The following is a 22511-nucleotide window of genomic DNA, read 5'->3' on the forward strand; positions in this document are numbered from 1 at the left end:
CTGTGCCTCCTGTCGTCGCCCCGGCTCCACCGGTCACCGCAGGCTCGACAGGTGACACACCACGGTCGGGGCGACGGACGTGACGCGGGCACCACGGCTCGCCGCCGCCCGCACCGCCCGGGGTGCGGGCCTGAGACTAACCGCCGTGGGGCTGCGGCGGGTCGGCCGAGGAGGTCGACAGTGTCCGCCGCTCGGCCGGCCGGCGACAACCGTCGACGCCGGGAGCTGGACGGCCGTACCGGGAAACAGATCAGGGGCCGTGCCCGCCGAGTAGTCGGCGGGCACGGCCCCTGTTGACGTTGAGTCCGAGCCGGCGTCGGGCCGTACACCGGCCTAGGTCTTGGAGTCCTGGCCGAGGGTGGCGGCGGCGAGGGCGGGCGGCGGTGCCGCGTCCGGAGTGTCGGCGGTCCGACGGCCCCGGGCGAGTCGGTGCTGGACGTACTGGGCCAGCTTGGACAGCGAGTAGTTGACCACGATGAACAGCACGCCGATGACGACGTAGACCTGGATCGGGTTGTCCAGCACACCGATGATCTGCTTGCCGATGTTCAGGGTCTCCTCGAAGCTGATGATGAAGCCCAGCGAGGTGTCCTTGAGCACCACCACGAGCTGGCTGATCAGCGCCGGCAGCATGATCCGGAACGCCTGTGGCAGCAGGATCAGCCGGGTGGTCTGCAGCGGCGACAGGCCGACCGCCGCGGCGGCCTCGCGCTGGCCGCCGGGCAGACCCTCCATGCCGGAGCGCAGGATCTCGGCGATGACCACCGAGTTGTAGATGGTCAGGCCGATGACCAGGTACGTCAGGGTGCTCAGCGAGATGCCGAACTCGGGGAAGCCGCGGGCGACGAAGAAGATGGTGAGCACCACCGGCAGGCCCCGGAACACCTCCACACAGATCCGGGTGATCGCCGACAGCAGTAGGCTCAGCCCGCGCAGCAGGTAGGAGACGGGCTGGGCGAAGCCGGTGAACCGTCGGGCGGCCAGGCTCTTGAGTTGGATCCGCAGGACCGCCAGGGCGGTGCCGACGACCAGGGAGGCGACGATGGCCAGTGCCGCGGCGGTCAGGGTGTTCTTGAAGCCGACCCCGATCCGGTCCCAGACCTGGGAGAAGTTCTCGTTGGAGGGGTCGATCAGCGGCCCCCACAGCTCCATCGAGAACTGGCCCTTGTCGTCCAGCGGGCGGTAGATCAGGAGGTACGCGACGGCCAGCAGCAGCACGGTGGCCACGACGCTGCCGATCAGGGTGAGCCGGCGCTGGCGGGGGCCGGGTACGTCGTACAGGACGCTCTGCTGACTCATCGGGCCACCGCCTGTCGCTTCTCGATCCGGTCGAGCAGGGCGCCGAGCGGCACGGTCATGATCAGGTATCCGATCGAGATGCCGATGGCCACCGGGATGAAGGCCTGGCCCTCGGCGGAGGTGAGCTGGTCGGCCGACTGGGACAGGTCACCGACGACACCGAAGAAGCCGGCCAGCGCCGAGTTCTTGATCATGGCGATGATGACCGAGCCGAGCGGCACGATCGAGGCCTTCCAGGACTGCGGCAGGACGACGTACCGCAGGTTCTGGCCGAAGGTGAGGCCGAGCGACCGGGCGGCCTCGGCCTGCCCGGCGGGCACGGCGTTGACGCCCGAGCGCAGCGCCTCACAGACGAACGCGGCGGTGTAGAGCACCAGCGCGACCAGCGCGAACCGGAAGTACGGCAGGTCCGTGCCGAGTCGGCTGAACAGCGAGTCCAGCAGCGGGATGCGGAGGAAGTCCGCGTTGGAACCGAGTGCCGGCAGGCCGAAGGCGGCGAAGAACCACACGACGGTCAGGGGCAGGTTCCGGAAGATGTTGACGTAGGCGGTGCCGACCGCCCGCAGTGGTGGCACCGGGGAGATCCGCAGGATCGCCAGGACGGCACCCAGAACCAGGGCACCGACCGCGGCGAGTACGCAGATCTGGAGGGTGAGCCAGAAACCACCCGCGAAGACGTCGAACCTGTCGATGAGCACATTCACGGGCCGGACTTCCTCCCCACCCTCCAGACCAACGGATCAGATCAGTAGCGGTTCACGGCCGGGGCTTCGCCCAGCTCGGCGCCGAACTTGCCGGCGGTGTCGTCCCAGGCCTTCTTCCAGCTGCCGTCGCCGTACGCCTTCTCCAGCGTGTCGTTGATGAAGGCACGGAAGTCGGTGTCCTCCTTCTTCACCCCGATGCCGTACGGCTCCTTGGTGAAGTTTTCGCCGGCGAGCTGGAAGGCGTTCTCGTCCTTGGCGATGTAGCCGAGCAGGATGACGTTGTCGGTGGTGACGGCGTCGACCTGGCCGCCGGTGAGGGCGTCGCGGCACTTGTCGTAGGTGTCGAAGAGCACCAGCTGCGAGCCGACGTCCTTGACGTACTTCTTGATCTCCTCGGCCGGCGTGGAGCCGGTGACCGAGCAGACCTTCTTGGCGCCGTCCTTGAAGGAGTCCGGGCCGGTGATCGAGGTGTCGCCCTTCTTGACCATGATGTTCTGGCCGGCCTCGTAGTACGGCCCGGCGAAGGCGATGCGCTCCTTGCGGGTGTCGTTGATCGTGTACGTCGCCGCGACCAGGTCGACGGTGCCGTTGACGATCACGTCCTCGCGGACCTTGGAGGGGGCCTCGACCCACTCGATCTTGTCCTCGGGGATGCCGAGTTCCTTGACGATGATCTTCGCAACCTCGACGTCGAAGCCCTCCGGGTCACCGGAGAGGCCCTTCTGACCGAAGCCGGGCTGGTCGAACTTGGTGCCGATCTTGATGGCCTGGGCCTTGTTCAGCCGCTCCATCGTGCTACCGGCGGCGAACGACTTGCTGCCCGCGCCGGTACCCTCCTCGGCATCGTCGCCGCCACATGCGGCCATTCCCAGCGCCAGGGTGGCTGCCGCCGCGAGCGCCGCAACGCGCTTGATACGCATACACTTCTCCTTCTCGACAGAGCCCACCGGGGGCGGCGCGCTCCACAACAGACACAACTAGTGCGTCAGGATCTTCGACAGGAAGTCCTTGGCCCGCTCGCTGCGGGGGTTGGCGAAGAACTCGTTCGGCTCGGCGTCCTCTACGAGCCGGCCGTCGGCCATGAAGATGACCCGGTTCGCCGCGTGCCGGGCGAAGCCCATCTCGTGGGTGACCACGACCATGGTCATGCCCTCCCGGGCCAGCGAGGTCATCACGTCCAGCACCTCGCCGACCATCTCCGGGTCCAGCGCGCTGGTCGGCTCGTCGAAGAGCATCGCCTTGGGCTGCATGGCCAACGCCCGGGCGATCGCCGCCCGCTGCTGCTGGCCACCGGAGAGCTGGGCGGGGAACTTGTCGGCCTGGTTGGCGATGCCTACCCGGTCGAGCAGGGCCAGACCCCGCTCGCGGGCGGCGGCCGGCTTCTCCTTGCGGACCTTGATCGGACCGAGGGTGACGTTCTCCAGGATGGTCTTGTGCGCGAAGAGGTTGAACGACTGGAAGACCATGCCGACCTCGCTGCGCAGTTTCGCCAGCGCCTTGCCCTCGGCGGGCAGCGGCTGCCCGTCGAAGGTGATGGTGCCCGAGTCGATCGGCTCCAGCCGGTTGATCGCCCGGCACAGGGTCGACTTGCCGGAGCCGGAGGGGCCGATCACGACCACCACCTCGCCCCGGCCGACCGAGAGCGCGACGTCCTGCAGCACGTGCAGCGGCCCGAAGTGCTTGTTGACCCCGTCCAGCACGATGAGCGGTTCGCCCGTCGTCACGTCGTTCACCGTCCTGTCGTCACGCCGATCCGGGGTCGGATGAACCCCCGGTGCGGCAACTGTAGGCGGGGTGACGTGGCGCAACGCAACTCAGATGGTCACGAGGGTGTAACACCGGTCCGTAACCGTGTCGGGAATCCGAATTACCGTCGCCGAAGGGCCGGTTCCGGGCCGCCGTAAGGCCTTTCGGTGGCGAGGGACACCCGGCCGGGGAGATCATGGCCGGATGACCGAACCGGTACGACTGACCCGGTACGCCCGCGGCGGCGGCTGCGCCTGCAAGATCCCTCCCGGAGAGCTGGAGGCGATGGTGGCCGGTCTCGGCCCGCCCAGCGGCACCGCCGAACTGCTGGTCGGCCTGGACCACGGCGACGACGCGGCGGTGGTCCGCCTCGACGCACGCACCGGCCTGGTCAGCACCGCCGACTTCTTCACCCCGGTGGTGGACGATCCGTACGACTGGGGACGGATCGCCGCGGCGAACGCGCTGTCGGACGTCTACGCGATGGGCGGCACCCCGCTGCTCGCGCTCAACCTGCTCTGCTGGCCGCGTGAGCTGCTGCCGGTGGAGCTGGCCGCCGAGGTGCTGCGCGGCGGGCAGGACGTGGCCCGGCTGGCCGGTTGCCACCTGGCCGGCGGGCACAGCGTCGACGACGACGGACCCAAGTACGGCCTGGCGGTGACCGGGACGGTCCGCCCCGAGGAGCTGATCACCCTGGACGCCGGGCGGGCGGGGGTGCCGCTGTCGTTGACCAAGCCGCTCGGGGTGGGGGTGCTCAACACCCGGCACAAGGCCACCGGTGAGGTCTTCCCGGAGGCGGTCGCCACGATGAGCACCCTGAACCGGGACGCGGCGCGGGCGGCGGTGGACGCCGGGATCCGCTGCGGCACCGACGTGACCGGTTTCGGGCTGTTGGGGCACGCCGCGAAGCTGGCCCGGGCCAGCCGGCTGACGGTCGCCATCGACGTGGCCCGGGTGCCGTACCTGTCCGGGGCGGCCGAGGCGCTGCGTGACGGGTACGTCAGCGGCGGCACCCGGCGCAACCTGGAGTGGGTGACCCCCTGGACCGACGTGGGGCCGACCGACGAGGCCCAGCGGCTGCTGCTGGCCGACGCCCAGACCTCGGGCGGGCTGCTGGTCGCCGGGGAACTGCCCGGCGCACCCGTGGTGGGCGAGCTGCTGCCCCGCGGCGAACACCTGCTGGTGCTGCGCTGAGCCGCACGCCACCGGAGCCGATAAACTGTCATCTTCCGGTCACTCACTGGAAGGGCTCCGATGGAAATTTTGCCCATAATGGTCACAGACCGGTAACTTGCCCCCGGTTCGGGTGAAATGCCGCGCACCATCGTCAGTAAGGCCCGATCCGGAGGCCGGTGGGGACGAGCACAGCGAGGAGGTGGCATGACCGAGCTGTGGAACTGGAGAATCGAGCGGGTCCGCCCGGTGGAGGTCTATCCGGCGTTGGCCGAGGCGCTCGGCCGGGTGGTGATGCCGTTGGCGGTGGCGGATCCGGCCCGGCTGCCCACGTACGCGGTGATCTGCGACGTCTGGGAGGCGCCGGGTGAGTTCGGCACCATCGTGGACTGCTACGGGGTGCCCGAGCAGCTCTCCGAGCAGACCTGCATCGCCGCCCTGGCCCGGCTGCTGGGCCGCAACTGCCTGCTGCGCGACGACACCCTGGACGCCGGGCGGCACCTGCTCGTCGCGCCGGACGGCACGATCCGCCCGGTGCACTTCGAGCTGACCGAGACCGACGACGGCGAGGTGCTGCGCGGCCAGCGCCTCTGCACCGAGGCCGACCCGGGCTGCCGGGGCTGGTCCCGGTGCCACCGCTCACGCTGGACCCCCGACTCGGTGCGCCCCGCTCCCGCCGCCGCCTGACCCCCGCCAGCAGGTGCCCCCCGGCCGCCTTGGTCAGGGGGCGCCGCCCCTACCGGCGGACCACCAGGTCGGCCAGGAGGGTGCGGGTGGCGGCGGCGACCGCGGCGACCGCCGCGTCGAAGGCGGCGGCGTTGTGGGCGGCGGGGGCCCGGAAACCGGAGATCTTGCGGACGTACTGCAGGGCGGCGGCGTCGACGTCCGCCGGGGTCACCTCCGGCGTGTACGGCTCACGCAGGGTCTTGATGCTGCGGCACACGGTCTCCTCCTCGCCTCGTGCCGAACCCGGCCGACACCTGCGGTGGCGCGACCCGGCACCGACAGTGAGGGTAGTCGACCCCCACCTGCGCACCCGGTGCGCCGCCGGGCGCGGGCGGCGGCCGGGCGGGCCGCTACCCTGGTAGCCCGAGGGAAAGGGGCGCTACCGAGGTGGCGAAGACCTACAACGTCGTGACGTACGGCTGCCAGATGAACGTGCACGACTCCGAACGCATCTCCGGCCTGCTGGAGCAGGCCGGCTACGTGCGGATGGGCACCGGGGACGAGCACCCGGACGTGCTGGTCTTCAACACCTGCGCGGTGCGCGAGAACGCCGACAACCGGCTCTACGGCAACCTCGGCCACCTGCGCCCGGTCAAGACCCGCAAGCCCGGGATGCAGATCGCCGTGGGTGGCTGCCTGGCCCAGAAGGACCGCGGCGAGATCGTCCGCAAGGCACCCTGGGTGGACGTGGTCTTCGGCACGCACAACATCGGGTCGCTGCCGGTGCTGCTGGAGCGGGCCCGGCACAACGCCGCCGCCGAGGTGGAGATCCTGGAGTCGCTTGACGTCTTCCCGTCGACCCTGCCGACCCGGCGCGAGTCGACCTACGCCGGCTGGGTGTCGATCTCGGTGGGCTGCAACAACACCTGCACCTTCTGCATCGTGCCGGCGCTGCGCGGCAAGGAGAAGGACCGCCGCCCCGGCGACATCCTGGCCGAGGTGCGCGCCCTGGTCGACACCGGTGTGCTGGAGGTGACCCTGCTCGGCCAGAACGTCAACTCCTACGGCGTGGAGTTCGGCGACCGGTACGCCTTCGGCAAGCTGCTGCGGGCGACCGGTGAGATCGACGGGCTGGAGCGGGTCCGGTTCACCAGCCCGCACCCGAAGGACTTCACCGACGACGTGATCGCCGCGATGGCCGAGACCCCGAACGTCTGCCACTCGTTGCACATGCCGTTGCAGTCCGGCTCCGACGCCGTGCTGCGGGCGATGCGCCGGTCGTACCGGTCGGAGCGGTACCTGGGCATCATCGACCGGGTCCGGGCGGCGATGCCGGACGCGGCGATCACCACCGACATCATCGTCGGGTTCCCCGGCGAGACCGAGGCCGACTTCCAGGCCACCCTCGACGTGGTCCGGGCGGCCCGGTTCTCCTCGGCGTTCACCTTCCAGTACTCCAAGCGCCCCGGCACCCCGGCCGCGACCATGGACGGTCAGCTGCCCAAGCAGGTCGTGCAGGAACGCTACGAGCGGCTGATCGCCTGCGTCGAGGAGATCACCTGGGCGGAGAACCGGAAGCTGGTCGGCCAGACCGTCGAGGTGCTGGTCGCCGTCGGCGAGGGCCGCAAGGACGAGCGGACCGGCCGGATGTCCGGCCGGGCCCGGGACGGCCGCCTGGTCCACTTCGACGTGGGTTCGCTGGCCGGGCAGGTCCGGCCCGGCGACATCGTGCACACCACCGTCACCTACGCCGCCCCGCACCACCTCAACGCCGACGGCGAGCCGGTGTCGCACCGGCGTACCCGGGCCGGCGACGCCGCCGAGGCGGGGCGGGTACCGCGTACCCCCGGGGTGTTGCTGGGCCTGCCGGCGGTGGGCCCGCCGGCCGAGCTGCCGGCACCGACCGCCGGCTGCGCCGCGCACTGACGGGCCGAGCCCTGACGGGCCGGGACCACCGCGCCCACCGAAGGAGCCCTCGTCCCAGCCCGGGACGAGGGCTCCTCTGCTCAGCTGCTCAGCTGGCCTGCTCGGCGAACTGGAGGAACTGGCGCTTCGAGGCCAGCGCCTGCTCGGCCTCCTTGACCCGGCGGGCGTCCCCGGCGGCCTGCGCCCGGGTCAGGCGCTCCTCGGCCTCGGCGACCTGCGCCCGCATCTGGGCCAGCAGCGGGTTGTCCGACGGCGTGGTACGCCGCCACGCCGAGTCCATCACCTCGCGGACCTTGTCGTCGATGGCCCGCATCCGCCGTTCCAGGCCGGCGGCGGCCTCCCGGGGCACCCGACCCGCCTCGTGCCACTGGGCCTGGATGTCGCGCAGCCGGGCCTGGGCGCCCTTGGGGTCACCGTCGATGTCCAGGGCCTCGGCCTCGGCGATCAGGGCCTGCTTGCGTTCGAGGTTGGCCCGCTGCTCGTTGTCGCGCGCCGAGAAGACCTCGCTGCGGCGGGTGAAGAACTCGTCCTGGGCGGCCCGGAACCGTTCCCAGAGCTTCTGCTCGGCCTCCTTGGAGGCGCGCGGCGCGGCCTTCCACTGTGCCATCAGCTCCTTGAGCTGGTTGGCGGTGGCCGCCCAGTCGGTGGACTCCTTGAGCTTCTCGGCCTCGCCGACCAGCTCCTCCTTGACCGACTGCGCCTGCTTGCGCTGGGAGTCCAGGGTGGCGAAGTGGGCGCCCCGGCGCCGGGTGAAGCCGTCCCGGGCGGTGGCGAACCGCTTCCACAGCTCGCCGTCGGTCTTTTTGTCGACGCCCCGGATCGACTTCCACTCGTCGAGGATCTCCTTGAGACGGTCGCCGGCAGACTTCCACCCGGTCGCCTCGGCGGCCAGCTGCTCGGCCTCCTCCACCAGGGCGGTCTTGCGGGCGAGTGCCTCGACCCGGGCGGCGTCGCGGGCGGCCCGGGCCTCGCCGGCCTTCTCCTCGGCGACCGTGGCGAGCTTGTCCAGGCGGGCGGCGAGTGCGTCGATGTCGCCCACGACGTGCGCCTCGGCGAGCGATCCGCGGATCCGGCGGATCGTGGTCAGCGAGTGCCCGGCGTCGGCGGCGCCCGAGTTGAGCCGGGCCTCGGTCAGGTCGACCTCGGTCACCAGGTCGGCGAAGCGGCGGGCGAAGTGGGCGAGACCCTCCTCGGGTGCCCCCGCCTGCCAGGATCCGACCACTCGTTCACCGTCGGCCGTCTTGACGTAAACGGTGCCGTCCGCGTCCACCCGTCCGAAGGCAGTCCAGTCGCTCATGTGCCCATCCTCGTTCTCCCGGCGTCGTCGGGTCGGGACCCGCGATCGCCGCCACGGCGCAGCAAGTTACTTCCGGCATTGTCACAGGTCTGCCCGGGTCCGCGTCGAGCGCCTATCGCCGACCGTGACCATACGGTGTCCTACCGAACGGTGGGGTTCGGGGCGATCCGGGCGGTCGTCCGTCGCGTCGTCGTTACCGTACAATGTACGACAGCGCCGCGTCGGTGGCGCCCGAAGGAGGACCCAGATGACCCAGAGCCAGCCCCGGACCAGCACCCCACCGGCCGATGCCGGGTTCGTGCCCGGCCCCGAGGACCTCGCCGCCATCGACGAATGGTTCCGCCGGTACGACGCCCTCGCCGCCGCCGGTGACGTGGCGGGCACCGCGGACCTGGCCCTGTTCCCGTTGAACACGGTCACCGACGACGCCGCCGGCCAGGCCTCCGCCCAGCAGCTCGACCGGGCGGCCTACCTGGAGATGATGGGCGGTGTGCTCGGCGGCCCGGCCGACCTGCAGATGGAGTCCACCCGCACCCCGCACTTCCTCACCGGCAGCCTGGTGGTGGTGCTCACCGACGCCCAGTTCACCATCGACGGCCAGCGGCAGCGGGTGCGCTACGCCGACGTGCTGGTGAAGGTGGACGGCCAGTGGCGCTTCCAGACCATGGTGCAGGGCGGCTGGGGCGACCACGCCGGCTGAACCGTCGACCACCGGGCCCGGCACGCGCACCGCCGCCGGGCCGCTACGGTGGCCTCGTGCCCCTGGTCGCCGCCGCCGTCTGTCCCCACCCGCCGCTGCTCGTACCCGAGCTCGCCGGTGCCGCCGCCCCGGAGCTGGCCGACCTGCGGGCCGCCTGCGACGCGGCCGTCACCGGCCTGCTCGACCACGCGCCGGAGCAGGTCCTGCTGGTCGGTGGCGGACCGGAGACCACCCGGTTCTCCACCGCCGACTACGGGTCACTGCGCGGGTACGGCCTCGACCGGTACGTCCAGCTCTGGAAGGTCAACTGTGCCGGTGGGGGGCGGCTGCCGCTGAGCCTGACCATCGGGGCCTGGCTGCTGCACCGGGCCCGCACCGGGCTGCCCCGCTTCGCCGAGGCGGTCGCCGTCGACGCCGCCCCCGACCGGTGTGCCGCGCTCGGCGCGGAACTGGCCGCCCGGGCCGAGCCCCGCACCGCGCTGCTGGTGCTGGGCGACGGCACCGCCTGCCGGGGCACCGGCGCGCCCGGCTACGACGATCCGGGAGCCCAGCCGTACGACGAAGGGGTCGCCGCGGCCCTGGCCGGCGCGGACAGCGACGCCCTGCTCGACCTGGACCCGGCGCTGTCGACGCGGCTGAAGGCCGCCGGCCGGGCCCCCTGGCAGGTGCTCGCCGGGGCGGTCCGGGCCACCGGCGTGCCCTGGCGTGGCGAGCTGCGCCACCACACGGCGCCCTACGGCGTCGGCTACCTCGTGGCCAGCTGGGAGCCGGCGTGACCGGCGGCCAGGTGGGAGCCGGCGTGACCGGCGGCCAGGTGGTGGCGGTGGTGGGGCCCACCTGCGCCGGCAAGTCCGCGTTGAGTCTCGCCCTGGCCCACACCCTCGGCGGCGAGGTGGTCAACGCCGACTCGATGCAGCTCTACCGGGGCCTGGACATCGGCACCGCGAAGCTGACCCCGGCCGAACGGGACGGGGTGCCGCACCACCTGCTGGACATCTGGGAGGTCACCGAGCCGGCCAGCGTGGCCGAGTACCAACGGCTGGCCCGCGCGGCGATCGACGACATCCTGGCCCGGGGGAGGGTGCCGCTGCTGGTCGGCGGCTCCGGCCTGTACGTGCGCGCGGTGCTGGAGCGCTTCGAGTTCCCCGGCACCGACGCGGCGCTGCGCCAGCGGCTGGAGGCGGAGCTGGCCGCCGTCGGCCCGGCGCCGCTGTACGAGCGGCTGCGGGCGAGCGATCCGGCGGCCGCCGCCAGCATCCTGCCCGGCAACGGCCGGCGGATCGTGCGGGCCCTGGAGGTGATCGAGCTGACCGGCGCGCCCTTCACCGCCGCGCTGCCCGAGCCCACGCCCTACTACCCGGCGGTGCAGCTCGGGGTGGACCTGGACACCACGGCCCTGGACGAGCGGCTCGCGGTACGCCTCGACCGGATGTGGGCCGACGGCCTGGTCGCCGAGACCCGGGACCTGGTCGGCCGGGGCCTGCCCGAGGGACGTACCGCCAGCCGGGCGCTCGGCTACCAGCAGGTGCTGCGCTTCCTGGCCGGCGGCTCCACCGAGACCGAGGCGTACGACGACACGCTGCGCGCGACCCGCCGCTTCGTGCGCCGGCAGCGCTCCTGGTTCCGTCGGGACCCCCGGATCACCTGGCTGGACGCGGCGTCGCCGAGCCTGGTCGCCGATGCGCTGCGGGTCGTGGCCGACCATGGGCGATGATGGGGCCGTGGAGTTCACCAAGGGGCACGGCACCGGCAACGACTTCGTCATCCTGCCCGACCCGGACGGCCGGCTGGAACTGACCGCCGACCTGGTCGCCGCGCTCTGCGACCGGCGACGCGGGCTCGGCGCGGACGGCGTGCTGCGGGTGGTCCGGGCGGCGAAACACCCCGAGGGGGCCGGTCAGGCCGGCGAGGCCGAGTGGTTCATGGACTACTGGAACGCCGACGGTTCCTTCGCCGAGATGTGCGGCAACGGGGCCCGGGTCTTCGTCCGCTACCTGACCGAGACCGGGCTGGCCGCCCCGACCGGCCGGATCCTGCCGGTGGCCACCCGGGCCGGCGTCGTGCGCGCCCGGGTCGGGCCGGAGACCATCGCGGTCGAGATGCGCCGCCCCACCCTCACCGGCAGCTCCACCGCCGTCCTCGACGGGCTACGGCTGACCGGTACGGCCGTGGACGTGGGCAACCCGCACCTGGTCTGCGCGTTGCCCGCCGGCGTCGACCTCGCCGCGCTGGACCTCACCCGGGCGCCGGAGTACGACGCCACGGTCTTCCCGAGCGGGGTGAACGTCGAGTTCAGCACGCCGGCGGAGCCGGTCGGAGACGCCGACGGGCACGTCCTGATGCGGGTCTACGAGCGCGGCTCGGCCGAGACGCTCTCCTGCGGCACCGGGGCCTGCGCGGTCGGCGCGGTGGCGTTGCGCGACGCCGGCCGGGACACCGGCACGGTCGTCGTCGACGTCCCCGGCGGCCGGCTCACCGTCACCGTCGCCGAGGACTCCTGCTGGCTCGCCGGCCCGGCCGTGCTGGTCGCCACCGGCACCCTCACCGCGCACCGCCCCTGACCGCACACCGCCCGACCTGTCGAAAGGGGTCGGGCGGGTGTCCGTGCGGAGCGGGGCGGTCAGGGGGTGGCGGAGGCGCTGGCGGCGACCTCCGGCAGGTCGGCGGGGCCGGAGTCGGCGGCGGGGGTGGCGGTCGGCGCCGAGGCCGGGTTCTGCGCGGCGGCGCGCACCGCCGCCGCGACCGCCGGGGCGACCCGGGCGTCGAAGACGCTGGGCACGATGACCGTCGGGTTGATCTTCTCGGCGCCCACCACGTCGGCGATGGCCCGAGCGGCGGCGATCGCCATCTCCTCGGTGAACTCCTCGGCGTGCGCGTCCAGCATGCCGCGGAACACGCCCGGGAAGGCGAGCACGTTGTTGATCTGGTTCGGCTGGTCGGACCGGCCGGTGGCGACCACCGCGGCGTGCTTGCGCGCCTCCCGGGGGTCCACCTCCGGGTCGGGGTTGGCCAGCGCGAAGACGATCGCGTCGTCGGCCATCGTGGCGATGTCGTCGCCGGTGAGCAGGTTCGGCGCGCTCACCCCGATGAAGACGTCCGCGCCGCGTACCGCCCCGGCCAGGTCGCCGTCGTAGTTGCCGGCGTTGGTGTTGTCGGCCAGCCACTGCCAGGCCGAGTTGAGCCCGGTCAGCCCACGGTGCAGGGCACCCTGCCGGTCGTACGCGATGATGTCGCCCACACCCTGACGCAGCAGCAGCTTCATGATCGCGGTGCCGGCCGCGCCGGCGCCCGAGACCACCACCCGGACGTCGCTGAGCTTCTTGCCCACCACCCGCAGCGCGTTGGTCAACGCGGCCAGCACGCAGATCGCCGTGCCGTGCTGGTCGTCGTGGAAGACCGGGATGTCCAGCGCCTCCCGCAGCCGGGCCTCGATCTCGAAGCAGCGCGGCGCGGCGATGTCCTCCAGGTTGATCCCGCCGTACGCGGGCGCGATCGCCTTGACGATCGAGACGATCTCGTCGGTGTCCTGGGTGTCCAGCACCACCGGCCAGGCGTCCACCCCACCGAAGCGCTTGAAGAGCGCGGCCTTGCCCTCCATCACCGGCAGCGACGCGGCCGGCCCCAGGTTGCCCAGGCCGAGCACGGCCGAACCGTCGCTGACCACGGCGACCGTGTTGCGCTTGATGGTCAGCCGCCGGGCGTCCGACGGGTTCTCCGCGATCGCCATGCAGACCCGGGCCACCCCCGGCGTGTACGCCCGGGACAGCTCGTCCCGGTTGCGCAGCGCGACCTTCGGGCTCACCTCGATCTTGCCGCCCAGGTGCAGCAGGAACGTCCGGTCGGAGACCTTGCGGACGTCCACCCCGTCCAACGCGGTCAGCGCGCCGACCACCTGGTCGGCGTGGGTGGCGTCGGCGGTGTCACAGGTCAGGTCGACGATCACGTTGGTCGGGTCGGAGTCGACCACGTCGAGCGCGGTGACGATCGCCCCCGCCTCACCGACGCAGGTGGTCAACCGGCCGATCGCAGAGGCGTCCGCGGTCACCGCGATCCGGATGGTGATCGAGAACCCGGCACTCGGAAGTCGGGTGATGGCCACGGGATTTGCCTCCGTCAACGCTGATCGGCCGGTCATATGTTCGCAGGCATTTCTACTCGCCCACCGAGGTCGGTCGGCATTCGCCCCCGGATTTTCGGCCCGCGAACCCCGGCTCGGCGGGTCCGGATCGCCCGTCCGGCGGCCCCGTGCCGACGGTGCGACCGCCCCGCGTCCCCGCCGGGCCGGGCATATTGCGGGTGCGGGTGACGTTGACCCGTGTCAGGATTACTCGGTAAGGAACAGAACGGACAGGAGAACGGCTTGCCAGACCAGGACACCTTCGCTCCCAACTCCGACGAGGAGTTCGACGCCACCACCGGTGAGCTGGAGTTGTCGGAGCGGCAGGCGCTCCGGCGCGTCCCCGGCCTCTCCACCGAGCTCACCGACATCACCGAGGTCGAGTACCGCCAGCTGCGGCTGGAGCGGGTGGTCCTGGTGGGCGTCTGGACCGAAGGCTCGCTCACCGACGCCGAGAACTCGCTCACCGAGCTCGCCGCGCTGGCCGAGACCGCCGGATCGCAGGTCCTGGAGGGGCTGATCCAGCGGCGCAACCGGCCCGACCCGGCCACCTACATCGGCCGGGGCAAGGTCGACGACCTCGGGGCCGTGGTGCTCTCCAGCGGCGCCGACACGGTGATCTGCGACGGTGAGCTCTCCCCGTCCCAGCTGCGCAACCTGGAACAGCGGATCAAGGTCAAGGTGGTCGACCGGACGGCGCTGATCCTTGACATCTTCGCCCAGCACGCCAAGAGCAAGGAGGGCAAGGCGCAGGTCGAGCTGGCCCAGCTGGAATACCTGCTGCCCCGGCTGCGCGGCTGGGGTGAGGCGCTGTCCCGGCAGACCGGTGGTTCCGGTCGCGGCGGCGGTGCCGGCGGCGGCGTGGGTCTGCGTGGCCCCGGTGAGACCAAGCTGGAGACCGACCGGCGGCGGATCCGCCACCGCATCGCCCGGCTGCGCCGCGAGATCAAGGGCATGAAGACGGTACGCCAGACCAAGCGCGCCCGCCGGGCCCGCAACGCCGTGCCGGCCGTGGCCATCGCCGGCTACACCAACGCGGGCAAGTCCAGCCTGCTCAACCGGCTCACCGGTGCCGGGGTGCTGGTGGAGGACGCGCTCTTCGCCACCCTGGACCCGACCACCCGACGGGCCACCGCCAGCGACGGCCGGCTCTACACCCTCTCCGACACGGTCGGCTTCGTCCGGCACCTGCCGCACCAGATCGTCGAGGCGTTCCGCTCGACGCTGGAGGAGGTCGCCGACGCCGACCTGGTGGTGCACGTGGTCGACGGTGCCCACCCCGATCCGGAGGAGCAGGTCCGGGCGGTCCGGGAGGTGCTCGCCGAGGTGGGCGCGGACCGCCTGCCCGAGCTGCTGGTGGTCAACAAGGTCGACACCGCCGACGAGGAGACGCTGCTGCGGCTCAAGCGCCGCTGGCCGGACGCCGTCTTCGTCTCCGCCCACAGCGGGCGGGGGATCGAGGGGCTGCGGCAGACCATCGAGAGCCGGCTGCCCAGCCCGGCCGTGGAGGTCCGCGCGGTGCTGCCGTACGACCGGGGTGACCTGGTGGCGCGGGTGCACCGCACCGGCGAGGTGCTGAGCACCGCCCACCTGCCCGAGGGCACCCTGCTGCACGTACGGGTGGCCGAGGATCTCGCCGCCGAGTTGGCGCCGTACCGCACCGAACCGCAGCAGGCGGTTACCCAGAGTCGCTGACCCCGGCGTAACCCACATGGTGAATGAGGCATGCGACACTGACGTCATGCACCGCGCTGTCTCCTCGGTCACGGTTGCCCTCGGCCTGTTCGGGCTGACCGTGGCGTTCTCCGGCACGGCCACGGCCGCGCCCGCCCCGCAGCCCAAACCGGAGCCGGGCAAGAAGCGGTGCGCCATCACCGACCCACGGCTACGTGAGGTCTCCGGCCTGGTGGCCACCAAGAGCGGCTACATCGTGGTCAACGACGGCACCGAGGTCGAGGAGCGCAAGCGCGTCTTCTACCTCGACACCAAGTGCCAGGTGACCAAGGCGGTCGCCTACACCCAGCAGGGGCCGTTCGACACCGAGGACCTCGCGCTCTCGCCCGACGGCAAGACGCTCTGGATCGCCGACACCGGTGACAACATCACCAGCCGGGAGCGCCGGGAGCGGGTGGCGGTGTGGACCATGCCGGTCGACGGCTCCAAACGACCGGTGCTGCACCGCCTCTCCTACCCCGAGCGCAAGCCGCACGACGCCGAGGCGTTGCTGATCGGCCCGGACAACCTGCCGTTGGTCATCACCAAGGAGCTCAACGGCAAGTCGCAGATCTTCACCCCCACCGGGCCGCTGCGGTCCGGGGACACCGAGCCGGTGCCGATGAAGAAGGTCGGCGAGGTCACCGTCCCGAAGACCACCACGGAGAACCCGCTCAACAGCATCGGCCGGCAGACGGTCACCGGGGCCGCCCGCGCGCCCGACGGCAGCCGGGTGGTGCTGCGCACGTACGCCGACGCCTTCGAGTTCGACGTCGCCGACGGCGACGTCCTCGCCGCGCTGACCACCGGCAAGCCGAGGGTGACCCCGCTGACCGACCCGTTCGGGGAGGCCATCTCCTACACCCCCGACGGCAAGACCTTCGTCACCGTCTCCGACGGGGGCGAACTGGCCGACGACGAGGAGCTGGAGATCCTCGCCTACACCCCGGCGACCACGGGCGCCGAGGCGCTCGCCGCCGAGGGTGGCCCTCCAGAGCCCAAGAAGCAGTCCTGGACCGCCGACCTGTCCCTGGACGACATCACCTACCTGATCGCGGCCACCGGGATCCTCGGTGCGCTGCTGGTGGGTGCCGGCATCGTCGGTATCGTGCGCGCCCGCCGACGGCCCGACGCCTCGTCGGTCGGTCCGAAGTCCGACGGCGGGCCACTGCCGGGCGACGATGAGCGCGCGGCACCGGTGTCCGCCGGGGAGCGTCCGCGCGGCGGCGTCTACGGCGGTGCGGCCTCCGGCGGCCATCCGGCACCGGTCGCCGCCCGTCCTGCGGGGCGCACCGGAGACCCGGCCCCGGCCGGGGTCTACGGCGGCAAGGCGGCCCGCGGTGGTGCCGTCTACGGCGGTGGCCGTCCCGCCGGCGACGGCGACGGTGGTCGTCCCGGCGGTGGTGCTGGTGGTGGTCGTGCCGGTGGTGGTCGGCCCGGTGGCGGCGTGTACGGCGCGGCCGCCCCACCCGGGCCGGGCCCGGCGGCTGGTGGTCGCGGTGGCCGACCCGGCGGCGGCCGACCGACCGGCGGTGGCGGCCAGCCCGGCGGGGGTGGTGGCGGTCAGTCCGGTGGCAACCGGGGCGATCAACCGGGTGCTCCGCGGGGTGCCCAGCCCGGTGCCGGTCAACCGGCGGCCCGGGGCGGCCCGGCCGGTGGTGCGGGGCGCGGTGGCCAGCCCGGTCGGGCAGCTCAGCCGCCTCGCGGTGGGCAGCCGGATCGCGGCGGCCAGTCCGCCCGCGGTGGGCAGCCGCCTCGCGGTGGCCAGCAGGGTCGCGGTGGTCACCCGCCGGCGGGTGACGGGGGCCGGGGCGGGGTCTACGGCGGCGGTCGGGCCGAGCCGCCGCGTCGCGGCGGCCGGGAGCCCGACCCCCGGGCGGGTCGGCGGCGCGACGCCGAGCACGACGACGGCAACCAGAGCCAACCGCCCTACGGCGGCCGCGGCGACTACCGCGGTGAGCGTTACTGACCGCGCCGCCCGATGGGCCGACCCCACGGCCTGCTGCACCGGGGACGTGGGGTCCGTGGTCAGGCCACCGGCCCGGTCAGATCCGGCGCAGCACCGCCACGACCCGGCCCATGATGGTGGCGTCGTCGCCAGCGATCGGGTCGAAGGCCGGGTTCTGCGGCATCAGCCAGACGTGCCCGTCGCGTCGCCGGTAGGTCTTGACGGTCGCCTCCCCGTCCAGCATCGCGGCCACGATCTCGCCGGAGTCCGCGGTGGGCTGTTGGCGGACCACCACCCAGTCGCCGTCGCAGATCGCCGCGTCGAGCATCGAGTCGCCCTTGACCTGGAGCATGAAGACCTCGCCCTCACCCACCAGCTCGCGGGGCAGCGGGAAGACGTCCTCCACCGACTGCTCGGCGAGGATCGGCCCACCGGCGGCGATCCGGCCCAGCATCGGCACGTACGCCGGGGCGGGCCGCTGCGCCCGGGTCACCTCGTCGTCGAGGTCACCGGGGGAGCGCACGTCCACCGCGCGGGGCCGGTTGGGGTCGCGGCGCAGGAAGCCCTTCTTCTCCAGCTCCTTGAGCTGGTAGGCGACGCTGGACGGGGAGACCAGCCCGACCGCCTCACCGATCTCCCGGACGCTCGGCGGGTAACCGTGCCGCTCGACCCAGGTGCGGATGAACTCCAGGATCCGGCGCTGTCGGGCGGTCAGGTCCACGGCGGCCGGGTCGCTGAACGCGCTGACCTGGGCGACCGGCCGTACGGCGGGCTGCCCGGCCCGGCTGCGGGCCGCGCCCCGGCGCCGTGTGGCCGGCGGACCCGCCTCGGTGATCTGCTGCGGGTGCTTCTGCCGGCTGGCCCGGTCCTCGGTCACGTCCGTCCTCCCTGGTCGGCGCCGGCGCTCCGGCTGTTCCTGACCGTATAGGTGAGATCCGCCATTTTCAAACATCTGTTCGACCTGTTCCCGCGTGTCGAGGTGATATTCGAGCTGATTCGAACGCGTGTTCTGATAGAGATGCTACGTCGGGGGCCGCCGTGACCGGGTGGGGTGCCGGTGCGTTGGGGTTCTCGGCGGGTCGCCGACGGGGGGTGCCCGTGACGCGCCGGACACGCCTACCAACTTGACCTCGGTTCGCCGGCAACATAGGTTCGACCCCTAGATGTAGTAGTCACATGGGTGTAAGTCGCCTACAGGTTGGGTTCGACTACCGACCGCACTCCCCGCACCAGCAGCACGGCGGCGGCCATCGGCGATGGTTCGCGCCGGGCTTCCAGGTGCCCGGCGGCGCGTTCCGCGAGCGATGAAGGAGGCCGAGTGATGCGCTGCCCGTACTGCCGGCACGCCGACTCTCGGGTGGTCGACTCGCGGGAGGCCGACGACGGCCAGCTGATCCGGCGGCGCCGCTCCTGCCCGGAGTGCGGCAAGCGGTTCACCACCGTCGAGGAGGCGGTGCTCGCGGTGGTCAAGCGCAGCGGGGTCACCGAGCCGTTCAGCCGTACGAAGATCATCGGTGGGGTGCGCAAGGCCTGCCAGGGGCGACCGGTCGACGAGGACTCGATCGCCCTGCTCGCCCAGAAGGTCGAGGAGACCGTCCGGGCCAAGGGCGCCGCCGAGATCCCCAGCCACGACGTGGGGCTGGCCATCCTGGGCCCGTTGCGGGACCTGGACGAGGTGGCCTACCTGCGCTTCGCCAGCGTCTACCGGGCCTTCGACTCGCTTGCCGACTTCGAGCGGGAGATCGAGACGCTGCGCGCCGCCGCGCTCGCCCGGCAGGACGCCGCCGGACAGCCGGAGGCCCAGGGCCGGGCGGCGGCTCAGGGCGGCCCGGCCGCCCAGGGGGGCGCGGCGCCACGAGCCGCCGCCCGCCCCAGCTGACGTACTTCTTTCACAGTTTCTGACAGTAACCACACGTGGCCGGTGGCCGCGCAGACGAGGGGGCGATGAGATGGCGGGGGATGGCGTGACAACCAGCCGGTCACGGACGAAGGCCGGCGCGGGGCTCAAGGTCGAGCGGGTCTGGACCACCGAAGGCGTCCACCCGTACGACGAGGTCGCCTGGGAGCGGCGCGACATCGTCATGACGAACTGGCGGGACGGCGCGATCAACTTCGAGCAGCGCGGGGTGGAGTTCCCCGAGTCCTGGAGCGTCAACGCGGCCAACATCGTCACCACCAAGTACTTCCGGGGCGCGGTGGGCACCCCGGAGCGGGAGTGGTCGCTCAAGCAGCTCATCGACCGGGTGGTGCACACCTACCGGGCCGCCGGTGAGCAGCACGGCTACTTCACCACCCCCGCCGACGCCGAACTCTTCGAGCACGAGCTGACCTGGATGCTGCTGCACCAGGTGTTCAGCTTCAACTCCCCGGTCTGGTTCAACGTCGGCACGCCGTCGCCACAGCAGGTCAGCGCGTGTTTTATCCTCGCCGTGGACGACTCGATGGACTCGATCCTCGACTGGTACAAGGAAGAGGGGTTGATCTTCAAGGGTGGTTCCGGCTCCGGGGTCAACCTCTCCCGGATCCGCTCCTCCCGGGAGCTGCTCTCCTCCGGCGGCACCGCCTCCGGCCCGGTCAGCTTCATGCGTGGCGCGGACGCCAGCGCCGGCACCATAAAGTCCGGTGGGGCGACCCGGCGGGCGGCCAAGATGGTCATCCTCGACGTGGACCACCCGGACATCGAGGAGTTCGTGGTCACCAAGGCGCGCGAGGAGGACAAGATCCGCGCGCTGCGCGACGCCGGGTTCGACATGGACCTCGGCGGCTCGGACATCGTCAGCGTGCAGTACCAGAACGCCAACAACTCGGTCCGGGTCTCCGACGAGTTCATGCGGGCCGTCGACGGCGGCACCGGCTTCGACCTGCGCGGCCGGCTCGACGGCGCGGTGATCGACACCGTCGACGCCAAGGGGCTGTTCCGCTCCATCGCCCAGGCAGCCTGGGAGTGCGCCGACCCCGGCCTGCAGTACGACGACACCATCAACGACTGGCACACCTGCCCGGAAACCGGACGAATCACCGCAAGTAATCCTTGCAGTGAGTACCTGCACCTGGACAACTCGTCCTGCAACCTGGCCTCGCTGAACCTCATGAAGTTCCTGCGGGCCGACGGTGGCTTCGAGGTGGAGAAGTTCGTCCGCTCCGTCGAGTTCGTCATCACCGCCATGGACATCTCGATCTGTTTCGCCGACTTCCCGACCGAGAAGATCGGCGAGACCACCCGGGCCTACCGGCAGCTCGGCATCGGGTACGCCAACCTCGGCGCGCTGCTGATGGCCTCCGGCCTGCCGTACGACTCCGAGCAGGGGCGTTCGGTGGCCGCCGCGATCACCTCGCTGATGACCGGCACCGCGTACCGCCGCTCGGCGGAGCTGGCCGGCATCGTCGGCGCGTACGAGGGGTACGCCCGCAACGCCGAGCCGCACAAGCGGGTGATGCGCAAGCACGCCGCCGCCAACGACGAGATCAAGCCCGCCGGTACGGTGGCCACCGCGATCGCCCGGGAGGCCACGAAGCAGTGGACCCAGGGCAACAAGCTCGGCGACAAGTTCGGCTGGCGCAACTCCCAGGCCGCGGTACTGGCGCCGACCGGCTGCCTGACCGCCGACACCATGGTGACCACCGATCGCGGGTTGGTCCGCCTCGGTGAGCTCGGTGACGTCTACGGCGACCGCTGGCAGGACCTGGACCTGCAGGTCTCCACGGACGAGGGGGCCCGTACGGCGACGAAGTTCTTCGTCAACGGTGAGGAGCCGACCCGGCGGATCGTGACCGACGGCGGTTACCGGATCCAGGGCACCCTGGCCCACCGGATCAAGGTCGTCGAGCCGGAGTCCGGCGCGTGGGTGTGGAAGCGGATGGCCGAGGTCGCCGAGGGTGACCTGGTGCCGATCCAGCTCGGCACGCTGGTGGGCGAGCCCCGCCGGGTGCCGCTGCCCGTGCTCGACCAGGCGTACTACACCGACGACCGTCGGCTCTACGTCCCGGACGCCGTCGACACCGAGCTTGCCGAACTCGTCGGCTACTTCATGGGCGACGGCAGTCTGCACGCCAAGGGCCTCCGGTTCTGCGTGGCCGACACGGACCTCGACGTGGTCGAGCGGCTCCGGGTGCTCGGCAAGGGTCTGTTCGGTCTGGAGCCGGTGGTCGCCGCGCAGGCCGGCTACCAGGAGGTCAGCTTCCACTCGGTTCGGCTGGCCCGGTGGTGGCAGACGGCCGGGTTCGCCAAGACACTGCCCGGCGCAGACCACTCCGGCAAGGGCTGGACTCCCCAGGTGCCGTCGGCGCTGCTGGAGACCAACGACGCCGGCGTCTACGGGGCGTTCCTGCGGGGCCTCTTCGAGGCCGACGGTACGGTGCTCGGCGGCGTACCGTCGATGTCCACCTCCACCGAGAGCTTCGCGGCCGAGGTCCGTACCCTGCTGTTGACGCTCGGGATGGCCACGACCACCCGGCGGACGATCAGCGGCCTGGGCTCCGAGGTCTGGCAGGTGCGGCTGCGCAACACCGCGCACGCGATCGCCTTCGACGAGGTCGTCGGCTTCGTCGGTGCCCGCAAGGGCGACCTGGTCACGTCCGACATGGCACAGAGCGCCAACCGGGACCGGATCCACCTGCCGGCTGCGGTGTGGGATCTGCTGGTGCCGGCCGGTCACGAGCTGCGCCCGGCGGTCGTCCAGTCGCTGCGCAAGACCGGCGGCGTGCCCCGGGCGGTGGCGCTGCGGGTGTTCGCCGAGACCGGCGACGACCGGCTCGGTCACGCCCTCGACTACCTCTTCGAGCAGGTCGCGGTGAACGAGGACGGCGGGGTCCAGCCGACCTACGACCTCTCCGTACCGGCGAACGTCACCTACGTCGCGGGTGGTTTCGTCAGCCACAACACCATCGGCCTGATGATGGACTGTGACACCACCGGCGTCGAGCCCGATCTGGCGCTTGTCAAGTTCAAGAAGCTGGTCGGCGGCGGCTCGATGCAGATCGTCAACCAGACCGTGCCGCGTGCCCTGCGCAGCATCGGCTACCCCGAGGAGCAGGTCGAGGCGATCGTCGAGCACATCGCCGACCACGGTCACGTGGTGGACGCCCCCGGCCTCAAGCCGGAGCACTACCCGGTCTTCGACTGTGCGATGGGCGAGCGGTCCATCGCCCCGATGGGCCACGTGCGGATGATGGCGGCGGTGCAGCCGTTCATCTCGGGGGCCATCTCGAAGTGCGTCGTCGGG

General features: G+C 71.9%; 18 protein-coding genes and 3 pseudogenes. 13 read left to right on the forward strand and 8 right to left on the reverse strand.

Annotated features, from left to right (window positions below; all coding sequences use genetic code 11):
- Positions 1-333: 333 nt before the first annotated feature.
- The 4 genes from GA0070617_RS09420 to GA0070617_RS09435 are packed head-to-tail and all read right to left on the reverse strand — an operon-like array spanning position 334 to position 3736.
- On the reverse strand, positions 334-1299 hold the full coding sequence (locus tag GA0070617_RS09420; protein WP_091435617.1) for an amino acid ABC transporter permease: 966 nt from the start codon (positions 1297-1299) through the stop codon (positions 334-336).
- The gene (locus GA0070617_RS09425) at positions 1296-2003 is read right to left on the reverse strand and encodes an amino acid ABC transporter permease (protein WP_091435618.1); all 708 of its coding nucleotides are present in this window, start codon (positions 2001-2003) and stop codon (positions 1296-1298) included. Before GA0070617_RS09425 ends, GA0070617_RS09420 begins: the two co-directional genes overlap by 4 nt.
- Before the next feature lie 41 nt (positions 2004-2044).
- Entirely contained in the window at positions 2045-2923 is an 879-nt protein-coding gene (locus GA0070617_RS09430) for a glutamate ABC transporter substrate-binding protein (RefSeq protein WP_091435619.1), read from the reverse strand.
- Positions 2924-2980: 57 nt separating this feature from the next.
- Positions 2981-3736, reverse strand: a complete 756-nt coding sequence (locus GA0070617_RS09435; RefSeq protein WP_091435620.1) for an amino acid ABC transporter ATP-binding protein — start codon at positions 3734-3736, stop codon at positions 2981-2983.
- A gap of 217 nt (positions 3737-3953) precedes the next feature.
- Between GA0070617_RS09435 and selD the strand changes: the two genes are divergently transcribed.
- Together selD and GA0070617_RS09445 are read left to right on the forward strand one after the other, a co-directional pair.
- A complete protein-coding gene (gene selD / locus GA0070617_RS09440) occupies positions 3954-4943 on the forward strand; it encodes a selenide, water dikinase SelD (protein ID WP_091435621.1) in 990 nt (329 codons plus the stop codon).
- 186 nt (positions 4944-5129) lie between these two features.
- Positions 5130-5609 (forward strand): hypothetical protein, encoded by a 480-nt coding sequence (locus GA0070617_RS09445; protein ID WP_091435622.1) that lies wholly within the window; start codon positions 5130-5132, stop codon positions 5607-5609.
- A 49-nt stretch (positions 5610-5658) separates the two neighbouring features.
- On the opposite strand, the gene GA0070617_RS09450 is transcribed toward GA0070617_RS09445, so the two are convergent.
- Positions 5659-5865, reverse strand: a complete 207-nt coding sequence (locus GA0070617_RS09450) for a DUF2277 family protein (RefSeq protein WP_091435623.1) — start codon at positions 5863-5865, stop codon at positions 5659-5661.
- A 170-nt stretch (positions 5866-6035) separates the two neighbouring features.
- On the opposite strand from GA0070617_RS09450, the gene miaB reads away from it, so the two are divergent.
- A complete protein-coding gene (gene miaB, locus GA0070617_RS09455) occupies positions 6036-7514 on the forward strand; it encodes a tRNA (N6-isopentenyl adenosine(37)-C2)-methylthiotransferase MiaB (protein ID WP_091435624.1) in 1479 nt (492 codons plus the stop codon).
- 88 nt (positions 7515-7602) lie between these two features.
- On the opposite strand, the gene GA0070617_RS09460 is transcribed toward miaB, so the two are convergent.
- The gene (locus tag GA0070617_RS09460; RefSeq protein WP_091435625.1) at positions 7603-8811 is read right to left on the reverse strand and encodes a DUF349 domain-containing protein; all 1209 of its coding nucleotides are present in this window, start codon (positions 8809-8811) and stop codon (positions 7603-7605) included.
- Between the two features lie 247 nt (positions 8812-9058).
- Here GA0070617_RS09460 and GA0070617_RS09465 point away from each other — a divergent pair, with 247 nt between their 5' ends.
- Genes GA0070617_RS09465 through dapF form a run of 4 tightly spaced genes read left to right on the forward strand, consistent with a single transcriptional unit; the run spans position 9059 to position 12072 of the window.
- A complete protein-coding gene (locus GA0070617_RS09465) occupies positions 9059-9511 on the forward strand; it encodes a Cif family virulence factor (RefSeq protein WP_091435626.1) in 453 nt (150 codons plus the stop codon).
- A 56-nt stretch (positions 9512-9567) separates the two neighbouring features.
- Positions 9568-10287, forward strand: coding sequence for a class III extradiol dioxygenase subunit B-like domain-containing protein (locus tag GA0070617_RS09470; protein ID WP_091435627.1), 720 nt, complete (start codon positions 9568-9570; stop codon positions 10285-10287).
- Positions 10272-11225 (forward strand): tRNA (adenosine(37)-N6)-dimethylallyltransferase MiaA, encoded by a 954-nt coding sequence (miaA, locus tag GA0070617_RS09475; protein WP_175440753.1) that lies wholly within the window; start codon positions 10272-10274, stop codon positions 11223-11225. Before GA0070617_RS09470 ends, miaA begins: the two co-directional genes overlap by 16 nt.
- Before the next feature lie 7 nt (positions 11226-11232).
- Positions 11233-12072 (forward strand): diaminopimelate epimerase, encoded by an 840-nt coding sequence (dapF, locus tag GA0070617_RS09480; protein WP_091435628.1) that lies wholly within the window; start codon positions 11233-11235, stop codon positions 12070-12072.
- Between the two features lie 59 nt (positions 12073-12131).
- Here the strand turns inward: dapF and GA0070617_RS09485 are convergent, their stop codons facing one another.
- Positions 12132-13610: an NAD-dependent malic enzyme gene (locus tag GA0070617_RS09485; protein ID WP_091435629.1), complete on the reverse strand. Its 1479-nt coding sequence runs from the start codon at positions 13608-13610 to the stop codon at positions 12132-12134.
- A 261-nt stretch (positions 13611-13871) separates the two neighbouring features.
- Between GA0070617_RS09485 and hflX the strand changes: the two genes are divergently transcribed.
- Both hflX and GA0070617_RS09495 read left to right on the forward strand, forming a co-directional pair.
- The gene (hflX, locus tag GA0070617_RS09490) at positions 13872-15323 is read left to right on the forward strand and encodes a GTPase HflX (protein WP_091435630.1); all 1452 of its coding nucleotides are present in this window, start codon (positions 13872-13874) and stop codon (positions 15321-15323) included.
- Positions 15324-15369: 46 nt separating this feature from the next.
- Positions 15370-17310: a hypothetical protein gene (locus GA0070617_RS09495; RefSeq protein WP_229688610.1), complete on the forward strand. Its 1941-nt coding sequence runs from the start codon at positions 15370-15372 to the stop codon at positions 17308-17310.
- A gap of 76 nt (positions 17311-17386) precedes the next feature.
- Here GA0070617_RS09495 and lexA read toward each other — a convergent pair whose 3' ends face one another.
- A complete protein-coding gene (lexA, locus tag GA0070617_RS09500; protein ID WP_091435631.1) occupies positions 17387-18166 on the reverse strand; it encodes a transcriptional repressor LexA in 780 nt (259 codons plus the stop codon).
- Between the two features lie 444 nt (positions 18167-18610).
- On the opposite strand from lexA, the gene nrdR reads away from it, so the two are divergent.
- The 4 genes and pseudogenes from nrdR to GA0070617_RS32165 all read left to right on the forward strand — a co-directional run.
- The gene (gene nrdR, locus GA0070617_RS09505) at positions 18611-19168 is read left to right on the forward strand and encodes a transcriptional regulator NrdR (RefSeq protein WP_229688611.1); all 558 of its coding nucleotides are present in this window, start codon (positions 18611-18613) and stop codon (positions 19166-19168) included.
- Positions 19169-19238: 70 nt separating this feature from the next.
- Positions 19239-20942: pseudogene (locus GA0070617_RS32155) on the forward strand (vitamin B12-dependent ribonucleotide reductase); the annotation flags it as partial.
- A 375-nt stretch (positions 20943-21317) separates the two neighbouring features.
- Positions 21318-22166, forward strand: a pseudogene (locus GA0070617_RS32160) (LAGLIDADG family homing endonuclease); the annotation flags it as partial.
- Between the two features lie 3 nt (positions 22167-22169).
- A pseudogene (locus GA0070617_RS32165) lies at positions 22170-22505 on the forward strand (vitamin B12-dependent ribonucleotide reductase); the annotation flags it as partial.
- Between the last annotated feature and the right edge of the window lie 6 nt (positions 22506-22511).

The organism is Micromonospora yangpuensis, assembly GCF_900091615.1.
Taxonomy (GTDB): domain Bacteria; phylum Actinomycetota; class Actinomycetes; order Mycobacteriales; family Micromonosporaceae; genus Micromonospora; species Micromonospora yangpuensis.